Source organism: Vibrio litoralis DSM 17657, from assembly GCF_000426765.1.
Taxonomy (GTDB): Bacteria; Pseudomonadota; Gammaproteobacteria; order Enterobacterales; family Vibrionaceae; genus Vibrio; species Vibrio litoralis.
The window spans coordinates 119,384-133,065 of the sequence record NZ_KE384568.1; the positions used below are offsets into that span (position 1 = coordinate 119,384).

The 13,682-nt window shown below is 43.0% G+C and carries 10 protein-coding genes; 4 read left to right on the forward strand and 6 right to left on the reverse strand.

The features are described from left to right. Nucleotides 1–45: 45 nt before the first annotated feature. From gspG to gspC, 5 genes are all read right to left on the reverse strand, one after another. Nucleotides 46–507, reverse strand: coding sequence for a type II secretion system major pseudopilin GspG (gene gspG, locus K358_RS0117485; RefSeq protein ID WP_027698025.1), 462 nt, complete (start codon nt 505–507; stop codon nt 46–48). Between the two features lie 370 nt (nt 508–877). Then, a complete protein-coding gene (gene gspF, locus K358_RS0117490; protein WP_027698026.1) occupies nt 878–2,098 on the reverse strand; it encodes a type II secretion system inner membrane protein GspF in 1,221 nt (406 codons plus the stop codon). A gap of 3 nt (nt 2,099–2,101) precedes the next feature. Then, on the reverse strand, nt 2,102–3,607 hold the full coding sequence (gene gspE, locus K358_RS0117495; protein ID WP_038150439.1) for a type II secretion system ATPase GspE: 1,506 nt from the start codon (nt 3,605–3,607) through the stop codon (nt 2,102–2,104). 20 nt (nt 3,608–3,627) lie between these two features. Continuing rightward, a complete protein-coding gene (gspD, locus tag K358_RS0117500) occupies nt 3,628–5,667 on the reverse strand; it encodes a type II secretion system secretin GspD (RefSeq protein WP_027698028.1) in 2,040 nt (679 codons plus the stop codon). 81 nt (nt 5,668–5,748) lie between these two features. Further along, on the reverse strand, nt 5,749–6,645 hold the full coding sequence (gene gspC, locus K358_RS0117505) for a type II secretion system protein GspC (RefSeq protein ID WP_083962861.1): 897 nt from the start codon (nt 6,643–6,645) through the stop codon (nt 5,749–5,751). A gap of 347 nt (nt 6,646–6,992) precedes the next feature. On the opposite strand from gspC, the gene hslR reads away from it, so the two are divergent. The 4 genes from hslR (at nt 6,993) to K358_RS0117525 (ending at nt 12,445) form a co-directional block, all read left to right on the forward strand. Next, nucleotides 6,993–7,382, forward strand: a complete 390-nt coding sequence (gene hslR / locus K358_RS0117510; RefSeq protein ID WP_027698030.1) for a ribosome-associated heat shock protein Hsp15 — start codon at nt 6,993–6,995, stop codon at nt 7,380–7,382. A gap of 25 nt (nt 7,383–7,407) precedes the next feature. Continuing rightward, a complete protein-coding gene (hslO, locus tag K358_RS0117515) occupies nt 7,408–8,274 on the forward strand; it encodes an Hsp33 family molecular chaperone HslO (RefSeq protein ID WP_027698031.1) in 867 nt (288 codons plus the stop codon). 280 nt (nt 8,275–8,554) lie between these two features. Further along, complete coding sequence (pckA, locus tag K358_RS0117520) at nt 8,555–10,180, forward strand: phosphoenolpyruvate carboxykinase (ATP) (protein WP_027698032.1); 1,626 nt, start codon at nt 8,555–8,557, stop codon at nt 10,178–10,180. A 234-nt stretch (nt 10,181–10,414) separates the two neighbouring features. Further along, nucleotides 10,415–12,445 (forward strand): AsmA family protein, encoded by a 2,031-nt coding sequence (locus K358_RS0117525; protein ID WP_027698033.1) that lies wholly within the window; start codon nt 10,415–10,417, stop codon nt 12,443–12,445. Between the two features lie 268 nt (nt 12,446–12,713). On the opposite strand, the gene K358_RS0117530 is transcribed toward K358_RS0117525, so the two are convergent. Further along, nucleotides 12,714–13,637, reverse strand: a complete 924-nt coding sequence (locus K358_RS0117530; RefSeq protein WP_027698034.1) for a bifunctional GNAT family N-acetyltransferase/hotdog fold thioesterase — start codon at nt 13,635–13,637, stop codon at nt 12,714–12,716. Between the last annotated feature and the right edge of the window lie 45 nt (nt 13,638–13,682).

Consider the following 13,682-nt stretch of genomic DNA (forward strand, 5'->3'; position numbering starts at 1 on the left):
ACCGCCCCCTAGGGACTAGGAACCAGGGCCTAGAAACTCTAACTCTTACTGAAAATCTTGAATATTCCAGTTACCAATATCTTTTTGTGAACCGTCATCGCCACCTTCTTGACCATCTGAACCTAGAGTAAAGATATCAACCGTGCCGTGATCGCCTGGGCTTAAGTATTGGTAATCGCCACCCCATGGGTCACTAGGTAAACGCTTAATGTAACCGCCGTCACGGTAGTTACGTGGCTCTGGGCTACCGGTTGGTTTGCTCACTAATGCATCCAAACCTTGGTCGGTAGTTGGGTAAACACTGTTATCTAGCTTGTACATATCCAGCGCATTCTCTAGCGCTACAATATCCGTCACCGCTTTTTGTTGATCGGCTTTTTCTTTGTTACCCAAAAGGTTAGGCACAACAAAGCTAGCTAAAATCCCCAAAATAACCACCACCACCATGACTTCAAGCAAGGTGAAGCCGGATTGTTTTTTAGTCGATAAATTTAATTTTTTACTCATTGTGACTCCTAATAGATGAGTTTAATTTCTCAAATTTTGATTTAGTATTGCGTATCTCGTGGATCGAATAAAAGTTCCTAGTTTCGAGTGCCTAGCCCCTAGAAAAAGCGGACCGTGATCATTACTGCTTCTACAGTAAACTGGCAACACCCCATAATCTTTTCGTCTCCCGAGCGCAGCGTCCTCGAGTCTCGAATAAAAGCCCCTAGTTTCGAGTTCCTAGTCCCTAGAAAAAGCAGACTGTGATCGTTACTGCTTTATACCAAGCTGGCAACACCCCATAATTTTTTCGCCTCTCGAGCACTGCGTCCCCAAGCCTCAGTTCAACTATCCACCTAGAAACTAGGGACCATAAACTAGAAACCGCTCTTTACTGCGTCACCAAGTTATTCAATTCCAATATCGGCATTAAGGTTGCGGTCACGATAAACAGCACTATGCCAGCCATCGCGACAATCAATAATGGCTCAAAAATACCTAATGCCATATTAACCAAGGATTCAAAATCTCGGTCTTGGTTATCGGCGGCGCGAATCAACATTGGCTCAAGCTCACCACTTTGTTCACCACTGGCGATCATGTGTAGCATCATCGGTGGGAATAAACGGGTATGCTCAAGCGATTTACGTAGACTGGTGCCTTCACGAACTTTATCGGCGGCATCTAAAATCTGCGCTTTAAAATATTGGTTGCTCATTACATCGGCTGCTACTCGCATACCATCTAAAAGAGGAATAGCACTCGATGAACAAATTGCTAAGGTTCGAGCAAAACGGGAGGTATTCAGCCCTTTAGCCACTTTGCCGATAACCGGCAGTGCCAAGACTCGTTTATCCCACTTCATACGAAAATCAGGTTTCTTTAACGCTACTTTTAAGCCGACGATCATTAATACAATCAGACCAAGTACTAATAATCCCCAATGCTGCACAAAATTACTAGCGACCAATAAAAACTCGGTCGACATCGGCAAGCCTTGCCCCATTTGCACAAATTGGTCGACGATTTTCGGCACTACTGCTGCAAGTAAGAACGCCACTACACTGATGGCAATTAACGTCAGCATAGTTGGGTAGATAAGAGCTTGTTGTAACTTAGAGCGCATCTTTTGGCGATTTTCGGCGTAATCAGCCAACCGATCTAAAATTGCATCCAAATGACCAGATTTCTCACCTGCGGCAACCATGGCGCAAAAGAGATCATCAAATACCGCTGGGTATTCCGCCATGCTGTCCGATAAGGTATAACCTTCGACTACTCGCGAGCGAATACTGACCAGCATATTACGAATATGAGGTTTTTCTGATTGGTCAGCCACCGCTCGAATACATTCTTCTAACGGCATACCGGCTTGTACTAAAGTGGATAATTGGCGGGTAACTAGGGCTAATTCATTGGTAGTGATGCCACGTTGGAAGCTAAAACCACTCGATTTGGTTTGTTGCGACTTAGCTTTGGTTTCTACCACTTCAGTGGGCATTAAACCTTTTTCTTTTAAACGTTGGCGAACTTGTCGGGCATTATCGCCTTCTAATACTCCTTTCTTTTGCTTCCCTTTGGCATCGAGTGCTTTATATTCAAACGCTGCCATGGGTTACACTTCCTTGGTCACACGTAGCACTTCTTCCAAAGTGGTCACGCCGCGGCGCACTTTAGCCAGGCCATCGTCGCGAATGCTTGGCGTTTTGGCGCGAATCGCTTTTTCAATGACTTGCTCGCCGGCTTCCGAGTGGATCAATTCTTGGGTTTCATCATCAATTAGCAATAGTTCATGAATACCAGTACGGCCACGATAACCTTTGTGGTTACAGTTCTCACAACCTTGTGGTTTATAAAGCTCTAATGACTCATCTATGCTCACGCCAAACAATTGCTTTTGTTGAGCATCGGCTTGATAAGGTTGCTTACAGCTAGAGCATAAAGTTCGTACTAGACGCTGCGCTAATACACCCAATAATGAAGAAGAAATTAAGAAAGGTTCAATACCCATATCACGCAAACGAGTGATCGCACCAATTGCGGTGTTGGTGTGCAAGGTCGACATTACTAAGTGACCGGTTAATGAGGCTTGTACCGCAATTTGCGCCGTTTCTAAATCACGTATTTCCCCAACCATCACCACATCTGGATCTTGACGCAAAATCGCGCGCAAACCACGAGCAAAGGTCATATCGACTTTTGGGTTTACTTGAGTTTGACCGATGCCATCAATATCAAATTCAATCGGATCTTCCACGGTTAAAATATTACGTTCGCTGCTATTCAGCTCTTGCAAACCCGCATACAAAGTCGTTGATTTACCTGAACCCGTAGGGCCGGTCACCAAAAGAATACCGTGTGGCCGAGCAATTAAATGACGAAATGCTTCGTGGTTTTTAGGCGTCATGCCTAGGCTGTGCAAATCTAAACGTGTGGCATTTTTATCTAATAAACGCATTACCACACGTTCGCCATGAGAAGACGGCATAGTAGACACTCGCACATCAACCGCACGACCACCGATACGCAATGAAATGCGACCATCTTGCGGTACACGCTTTTCGGCGATATCGAGTTTGGCCATTACTTTGACGCGAGATACTAAAATCGGCGCGAGTTTGCGGCTCGGCGATAATACTTCACGTAACACGCCATCCACTCGAAAACGGATCGATAAGACTTTCTCAAAGGTCTCAATATGAATATCCGACGCGCCCTCTTTGATCGCTTCACCTAACATGGCGTTGATCAATTTAATGATTGGCGCATCATCTTCTGATTCTAATAAATCTTCGTTTTCTGGCAGCTCTTCGGCTAATGAAAAGAAATCATCATCTGCGCCAATATCTTCCATCAACTGACGAGCTTCTGATGAATCGCGTTGATAAGCATCAGTTAGCTTATTTTCAAACTCACTGACCGATAATTTTTGCGGCTTAAAAGAATGCCCAGAAGCGCGGCGAATTTCCAATAACACTTGTGGAGTCAGCGCGCCCGCAAAGTACAAAACGCAAGCTTGCGCCTCATTATGTTCCAGCACTACTTGATGACGTTTAGCATAAGCAAAAGGCAGACGAAACTTAGGACGAGAGTCTTGCTCATCGATTAATTCTGGTGCCATATCTTGTGCTGAATCGACCATTATTGATGCCCCTCAGACTGAGCACTTTCACTGTGTTCTAATTGCTCAAGAAAAGCTTGGATTTCTGCAGGTTGACGAGCACCCTGACCAAACTTAGGCAACACAGGCGTTTCTGCATTCGGAAGCAGTTTTAAGCCTTTTTGCGCTTTATATAACTGCTCAGCACGAATGTAATTGTATTTACGACGCGACAAACCATCGATCGACATACCGTCACGAATAATGGTCGGCTTAATAAACACCATTAAGTTCTTTTTCTCTTTGGTGGTGTTGGTATAAGAGAATAATACGCCTAAATAAGGAATGTCACCGAGTAGTGGCACTTTCGAGACACTTTCTTGCGCGCGTTCATCAATCAAGCCGCCGAGTACGATCATTTGCCCATCTTGCACCATCACTGATGTACTAATTTGACGTTTAGCAAAACGCACATCGACCGCACCATTAGCGCCCAGTACATTGGAAACTTCTTGCTCGATTTGCATTTGAATCGAGTCACCTTCGTTAATTTGAGGGGTCACTTTAAGTTTGATACCCACTTCTTTACGATCAACGGTTTGGAATGGATTAGAGTTATCCGAACTGGCGGTAGAGCCCGTCACGACCGGCACTTCTTCACCAACAATAAACGAGGCTTCGCTGTTATCTAACACGGTAATGCTTGGAGAAGACAGAATATTAGAATTACTGCTGGTTGCCACTGCACTGATTAATGCCGTCCAATCACCTTTAACAATACTCAGCGCTGCACCATTCACACCACTTAATGCTGATGCTAAGGTTGAGAAATCCCCTTGAGTATCAGGGTTGACCGTGGTATTACCATTGGAATCAATCACGGTTGAACCTGGTACATCTTGTGCTTCTTTGATACCTACTGCTACTTGACCAATTTTGGCGTTAGCATTGGAATACTGCACCATGCTGCCGGTTTCTAGGTTGCCGTATTGCACACCGAGATCGATACCTTCACCCTCGGCAAGCTCAACAATCAAAGCTTCAATTAATACTTGAGCGCGGCGAATATCCAACTGGCTAATCACCTCTTGTAGTGCTTTCATAATATCTGGCGGAGCGGTTAATACTAAGGCATTGGTGCCCGGATCAGCCGTGATCATCACTTTAGCTTTACTATTGCTGTTAGCGCCCGATTTAGAATCTTTTTCTGCTTGTAGGTTCTCAGAAACACCCGTTAATACATCCACTAAATCTTCCGCTTTGGCATAGCGTAAATACACTACGCGGTTATTGCCTTTGGTGGCCATTTCAACATCAAGTTGGCTGATTAATTTTTTCAAACGCTGACGAACTTTGGGGTCACCAGAAATCAGAATTGAGTTAGTACGCTCATCGGCCACTAACTTAGGTTGCAGTAATTCAGGGGTATTTTTGGCATCGGCACTTTTGCTAAGAGAATCAACAATTCGCACCATTTCGGTGGCTGAGGCATTTTTTAACTCAACCACTTCGACTTCTTTATCGCCGGCTTGATCGACACGTTTAATAATTTCCGCTAAACGATTCACCACCGATGCTCGGCCCGTTAAAAGAATGATATTCGATGGATCGTAGTGCACAACGTTACCAGCACCGGCGTTATCATTTAGCTGACGTAAAATAGGAGAAAGTTCTCGAACTGAGACATTTTTCACAGGAACAACACGAGTGATCACTTGATCGCCAGAAATAGGTGAATCATTTCCCACCACAGGCACTGCCGCGGTTTTGGCATCTTTATCTTTAATCACTTTTAAAATGCCATTGTCCATTTCGATTACTGCATAACCGTAAACTTCCAACACATTTAAGAAGAATTTGTAATATTGCTCTTGGTTGAGCACATCGTAACTACGTACATCAATTTTGCCGCGCACTGATGGATCAACAATAATTGTCTTTTGTAAATTACGTCCGACAATATTGATAAACTCTTGAATGTCGGTACCTTTAAAACTGGCACTAAAATCTTCTGCAATAGCAGATACCGAGACCAAACTGGTCACTACAATTAGCGAGACTTTGCTCAACCACTTTTTCACACCATGCTCCTGCTCACCATTGGTGACGTTACTATACTCTTCGTACCTGAATTAAAGCTCGGTACGAATTGAGAATCCATTTTAAAATTGAATATAAATATCATGAGTCTGACCATCTCTTTCTACGGTTAGATTCCACTCCATAGACTCTAAAGCCGTTTTCCATAACGTTGCCATTTGCGATGGGTCCGTGAGGTCTTGTCCGTTTAATGCAGTGGCAATATCGCCATCTTGTAAACCAACTTGTTCAAATAAAGCGCGATCTTTACCGGGACGAACTCGGTAGCCTTTTAATTGCCCTTCATCCATCACTTGTGAAAGGCGAATATATTGAAAAATCTTTTGCGGGTCGGAGGAAATTTCTTGGCGAATTTTATCTAAGTCTGCGACATCATCCGTCGCGGCTTGATTCTCAACAGGTTGACGTACTACCGATTGAGGCGATTTATTATAATCAATGCCTTGCAGCATCAAGGTTTCATCACGACCTTGGTTGCTAATAATCACTCGGTCGACATACACCGCGCTTAACGTCACTCGCGTGCCATCAATGGTTTCACCAATCCCGTAGGTCGCCTGCTTACCTTGATTAGCAATAATTGCGAGACTTAATTTATCGTTGCTACTGGCGACGGCTCCCACTAGCGTTAAATTCAAACGAGTTTGCGGTGCATCTTGGGCGACTTGTTGTTTTTGGGTTGGTGTTTGAGTGTATAAGCCAAATAAATTAGCACTTAACAGTGGGGATAATGTATCGGTTTGCGTGTTTGAAGAGGTTTGAGAAGCAATCACGTTCGGTGCTGACCAGCGAGCAACATTAGAGATAGGGGATAATAAAGCCCATAATAAGATGCCGACTACCCAAGCAATCAGAGCCGTTAATAGCAAAGTGGTAACAAAACTTAGCTGAGATTGATTTTGTACCCAACGATTCGCCAATTGTGTCCATTGCTGTTGGATATTGTCTTTTGACACCATGAGAGATGACACCTTAAATTCGATTCCATTCTTATTTACTTTTCGAAGCCTAACCTTAACGGTTTAAAGGGATTAAACCAAATTAATTCATTCGATCATGTGTTAGTAATCAACATTTATCGCCACATTATGCAGAATCATTCATTAAGCTAACAATTCTGATAGTTTTCCATTCATTGAACCAATGCAGACAACGGAATAGAAAATTATATCCCTAAATTATTACATCTTTCGAACTATACCTTGAAAATGCCAAAAACCACCTCCATTTGAGTCATACTATGAGTGATTAGCAAGGTATAGCTTTTACTCTCTTTACTGTTAACCCTTCGAGGTCATATCTCAGAATGAGTTCACAAACTTTATCGGTCCGTTTAGACAAATGGTTATGGGCCGCCCGTTTTTACAAAACACGTTCCATCGCCAGAAGCATGGTTGAAGGTGGCAAAGTTCACTATAATGACCAACGTAGTAAACCAAGCAAAGTAGTTGAGATCGGTGCTTCCATTCGCTTGCGTCAAGGTAATGAAGAAAAGACCGTGATCATCGAAAAGATTTCCGATCAGCGTCGTGGGGCACCTGAAGCTCAAACCTTATATACAGAAACGCAAGACAGTATTGCCAAGCGTGAAGAAAACGCTCAAAAACATAAACTGAATGCGCTGTATAGCCCAAGCCCTGAACGACGCCCTGATAAAAAACAACGTCGTAATCTCATTAAATTTAAACATCAATAAGCCCAGGCTAGGAGTCCCCCAACTAATGGCAAATAACCTTTTACATCGCTATTTATTCGAAGATTTGTCTGTTCGTGGTGAATTAGTACAACTTGATACCGCTTACCAACAAATCATTGCCAACAAGGATTACCCACAGCCGCTACAAAACCTATTGGGTGAACTGCTTGTGGCAACTAGTCTACTGACAGCAACTTTAAAATTTGAAGGTTCGATCACTTTGCAACTGCAAGGCGATGGTCCGGTTTCTTTAGTCGTGATCAATGGCGATCACGATCAAAAAATACGCGGTGTTGCACGTTGGGAAGGACAAATTGCTGACGATGCAAACTTGCACCAGATGATTGGTAAAGGCCACTTAGTGATCACTATTTCTCCTGATAAAGGCGAGCGCTACCAAGGCGTAGTAAGTTTAGAAGGCGATACACTTTCAGAAGTTTTAGAAGACTACTTTGAGCGTTCAGAGCAACTAAAAACGCGTTTATGGTTCCGCACCGGTGAACATGACGGTCAAGCGCATGCAGCAGGTATGTTATTGCAAATCATGCCAGATGGTACCGGTTCTGCCGATGACTTTGAGCATTTAGAAAAGCTGACTGAAACCATTAAAAATGAAGAACTATTCTCACTAGAAGCCAATGAAGTGCTTTATCGCTTATATAACCAAGAGAAAGTACAGTTATTTGAAGCGCAGCCAGTTGAATTCTTCTGCGGTTGTTCACGTGAGCGTAGCGCGGGTGCCATCGCAACGGTTGCCAAAGAAGAGCTGGATGACATCTTAAAAACCGAAGGCGAAGTAGCACTACACTGTGATTACTGTGGCAGTACTTATTCTTTTGATGCAACGGAAGTCGACCAAATTATTACCACGGCGAAGAAAAACCTGCATTAATTCATTGTATACAATAAGTGATACGTGACATCGAATAAGCCGGCTAAGTTCGGCTTTTTTTGTGCCTAAAAACCACGATTAATCCTTCATTTTTGCCACTTTATAGCGACTTATTTTATTCAATATAATAATCAGAGTGTTCTTGATCCCTCCTTTTTGTACTACGAATTTTGCTAAAATTGTTATGATCCTCAAATAAACCACACGCAGAAAGTGGTTATATGAGGATCATTACCTAGAATTATAATATTCCCTACAAATTTCCTATTAAGGAGCATCTATGACCGTTATGGAGCAAACGACCACTGTATCTCAGTTGGATCTCACAACTTACGGCATTACTGGCGCCACTGACGTTATTCGTAATCCAAGTTATGAACAATTGTTTATTGAAGAGACCAAGGCAAATTTAAGCGGCTATGAAAAAGGTATCGTTACTGAGCTCGGCGCGGTTTCTGTCGATACCGGTATTTTTACTGGTCGCTCACCGAAAGATAAGTACATCGTAAAAGATGATGTCACTAAAGATACCTTATGGTGGTCCGATCAAGGTAAAAACGATAACAAACCAATCACACCAGAGGTATGGGCCGATTTAAAATCTTTGGTGACCAACCAGCTTTCTGACAAACGTCTTTTCGTGGTCGATTGTTTCTGTGGGGCAAACCCTGAATCACGCTTGAAAGTTCGAGTGATCACTGAGGTCGCATGGCAAGCTCATTTCGTCAAAAACATGTTCATCCGCCCAACCGAACAAGAGCTGCAAGATTTCGAGCCCGACTTCATCGTCATGAATGGCGCTAAAATCACCAATCCTAATTGGCAAGCACAGGGGTTAAACTCCGAAAACTTTGTCGCCTTTAACTTAACCGAACGCATTCAAATTATTGGTGGTACTTGGTATGGCGGCGAAATGAAAAAAGGTATGTTCGCCATGATGAACTACCTACTGCCACTTAAAGGCATAGCATCCATGCATTGCTCTGCCAACGTAGGCGAAGACGGTGACGTAGCAATTTTCTTTGGTCTATCAGGCACTGGCAAAACAACCCTATCTACCGATCCGAAACGTCAGCTAATTGGCGATGACGAACATGGTTGGGATGATGATGGCGTATTTAACTTTGAAGGCGGTTGCTACGCCAAAACCATCAAGCTGTCGAAAGAAGCAGAACCGGATATTTATAATGCAATTCGCCGTGACGCATTATTAGAAAATGTGACGGTTTCAGAAGATGGTATTATCGATTTTGATGACAACTCAAAAACCGAAAACACACGTGTTTCTTACCCGATTTATCACATTGATAATATTGTTAAGCCAGTCTCTAAAGCCGGTCATGCACAGAAAGTGATTTTCTTAACCGCGGATGCCTTTGGGGTTCTTCCTCCGGTTTCAAAACTGACTCCAGAGCAAACTAAGTACCACTTCTTATCTGGCTTTACCGCAAAACTAGCCGGTACAGAACGCGGGATCACCGAACCAACCCCAACCTTCTCCGCTGCCTTTGGCGCTGCATTCTTAACCTTGCACCCAACGCAATATGCAGAAGTGTTAGTGAAACGTATGGAAGCGGCTGGCGCGGAAGCTTACTTGGTGAATACCGGTTGGAATGGCAGCGGTAAACGTATATCAATTCAAGATACTCGTGGCATTATTGATGCGATTTTAGATGGTTCTATCGATCACGCACCAACTAAGGTTATTCCAACCTTTAACCTTGAAGTACCAACTGAACTACCAAATGTTGATAGCCAAATTCTCGATCCTAGAGATACCTATGTAACGGCAGAACAATGGCAAGTTAAAGCCGATGAACTGGCGCAACTTTTCATTAAAAACTTTGCTCAATATACTGACAATAATGAAGGTAAAGCCTTGGTTAAGGCCGGACCTCAATTGTAGTTTTATATCTAAAATAACTTAACTGAAACGAGAGACTTAGCGGTTTCTCGTTTTTTATTATTTATTGTATACCCAAAATAATTGGAGTGGCTGTGAAGAGAATAGACGGCAACTTCAAGCATTAAGAGGGTCCCCACAATCAAAGCAGGAATAATTGTACCTAAACTAATAACTGCTTATACTTCATAGCTCTAACCGCCTCATTAATGGGGATATGAATAAACAGGACGTTACATGAGAAAACTGCTAGCCATTGTTGTCGGCTTGATTTCATTAGTGGTTGTCGCCCTTTCCGCTTCTTACGCAGCCTTACACACTAAATATGCCGCTCAGGTAGTCAATACGGTTCTTGAATATGCTTACCAAGATAATATCCAAGTTCGTGACGTCAGTTATTCGTATCAAGAACCTAAGCATCTACAGCTCGATGGCGTGCTAATTAAACATCAAAATGCTGAACCAATTCTCGTCGAAAAGATGGATATTTGGTTGGGAAAGCATGCTTGGCTAGATAACCGGCTACAAATTGATAATGTGGTGATTGATGGCATCAGCCTACAAACAGGTTGGCCTAAGCTAGGATTGCCAAACTATATCCAATTAAACAAATTATCACTGACTAATATCGACTTTGCCGATAACGGTTGGGTCGGTCGAGATCTGAACATTCAGATCAAGCACCCTACACAACGTGACGCTAAGCTACTGCCGTTTTATGGTGAAGTTCAACTCTCTGCCGGACAACTCTATTGGCAAGGTGAAGCCATCAACAACTTATTTCTTGATGGTGATATAACGCCTGAGCATTCAACCTTTTACGATATTCGATTCCAGTGGCGCAAAGGCCAATTTTCAGCTCAAGCTACCAAAAAGCAATCACAAAAAATCTGGCAACTGCCTCGTGTGACAATGAGTGGATTACGCTTACAACAAAATAGCCTCGATAATATTAGCCAACAAAGTATCGATTGGTTTAATCAACAAGCAATGGCAATCAATGATCTAGAAATCAGCAATTCCAGCATCGAAGTGCCTAATTTTTCAATTAATAATATTAAGCTAACCGCTGAACAGCTTCGCTTACCATTTGATTTTTGGCAGCAGCAAAATGCCTCTATCTTTGCTACCGCCGATACCATGAGCGCGTTTGGTCAGGCGATTCATTCACCGGCTTTAGATATTAACTTGCAACCCAATATCGCTAACATCCAAGATATTTCATTAGAAATGCTGCAAGGTAATCTGCACATTCAAGGTCAAGCAACCCCAACTGGTTTCGACTTGTCACAATTCAATATTAATAATATGAAATGGATTCCAACCGCCGAATCTAAACAGTTAGCACTGGATTACTTACAGAGCTTACAGTCTCTTAAAGCCAAGATGCTGACCATTAACAATGTCCAATTTATCGATCTCACCACTTCCCCAGCCAAGCAAGCAACCGGGTTAAGTATTGAGGGTGATAACCTTGAAATAAAGAAACAAGGCGATTGGGGTTTATGGCAAGGTGAATTAAGCATTAGTGCCAATCGTGCTAGCTACGATAGCGTTAATAGTAAAAATCTACTGGCCAGTATGCGCAGTGAAAAAGGTCACTTTTGGCTGGATAAACTGTTTATTCCATTAGAAAATGGCTTAGTCAAAGGCTCTGGAGAGGTGGCATTTAGCCAAACCAGTCAGCCTTGGAAGCTTGATTTGGAAGCCTCTGGGATCCCGCTACGCTTCTTCTCTCGCTGGTTTAACTTGCCGCTGTATTTAGATGGTATTACCGATTTTACGGTTAACGGTGAAGGCTTATATGGCGATCAATTAATATTCAACCATAGTGTCACCGGACAGCTTAATGCCAGCGTAACTCGTGCCACCAGCGATGATGACTTCCAAACCTTATGGCTTCGTAATCAAGGTATTGAATTGCCACCCTTGGCACCACCACAAGACCAAGCGACTATCGCAGACTCAGAAGATAGCGCAGACGCAGAAGATAAAACGGCACCAGTAAAACCTGCTAAGCCAAAAGACAAAAAAGTCCAGCCTGTTACTATCAGCGATATACATTTAGTGGCTGACCGAGGACGTTTATCACTTAAACCATTTAAGATTGAAGGCAAAGACTTCTCTGCTCATCTAGGTGGTGAATACGACTTTTTATTCCCAGAAAAAGGCAACCTGCAATATCGATTACAAGGTGAATGCCAAGCATTAGTGTTTGATTTACTCAGTCATAAAGACTCAGTATTAGTGGAAAATAACTGCCACTAAACACAGCAAATAATACCAATCACACTAATTAGATGATCAGGAATTGCGTAGGAAAAAGGCTTGAGAACAAGACGAAAATTTTCGATAAGTAGTTATTCTACAATCAAAATTTCCAATGAAGTTATCGAGCCTTTTAACAAGTAAGGATGAGCAGATAATCAGTACGATTGGTATAAAAAATAGCCACATGACTGAAACGTAAATAAAAGGCGGTGATAGAATCAACTATCACCGCCTTTATGCATTTTTTCTGGTTTAATTTAAGCTATTACTTAACCAGCGGCGCTTCGCCTAAAAAGTCTGTCATCAGCATATAGGTGCCGGTAAACTCCACCGCAGCCACATCACCACTATAAACCGTGACTTTCACGATCACCCGCGCGCGACGTCCATTGACTAAACGATCTAAATCACCACTAATGCCATCTAAAGAAGTCACCGCCACTGGGCTCTCTGTCACCGGGGCGCGAAAACGCACTTGGCTATCGGCCAGAATAATATCCGCTTCGAGCCCTTTTTCTCGCATTAACAACCAAGCCATACCCCACCCCGTTAATGTGGTTAAGGTAAATAATGAGCCAGCAAACATGGTTTCATGTGGGTTGATGTTCGGATTAAGTGGTGCTGAACATTCAAATTGGTAACCAGTATATTGGCTAATACGAATCCCCATCGCAGCACAAATGGGGATCTCTTGTCGCCACCGCTTTTGCAATTCATCACACCAGTCAGGACGACGTGATACATTGGCACTCTCTTTTAAACGCTTCAACATTTGTTGGTGACGAGTCGGCCCCCTCTCATCACTGAGTTCACCCTGGCTTTCAAAACCATTCTTGGCGTAAAAGTTAATTGCATCTTCGCGAGAGTTACACACTAAGCGTTTGGCACCCTCTTGTAATGCATAAGACTCTAACGCCACCAAAATCAATGAGCCTAAACCTTTGCCTCTATGCTGAGGATGCACCGCCATATAGCGTACTTGACCTTCGCTATTAGGAGTTAAATACATACGCCCTACCGCCATAATGCGGCCACGCCCATCGACAATCATACGATGAGCACTCATTTCGTCATATTCATCTCGCTCTGATCCTTGCGGTTGATGAAAAGGCTCTCGCAACATTTGCCAGCGAAAATAATAATATTTTTGCAAGTCAGATTCGGTTTTTGGCGTCACTAACTTAAACATGTAAATCCCTTACTATTTAATATTCGTTTACTAGGGTCTTTTGAC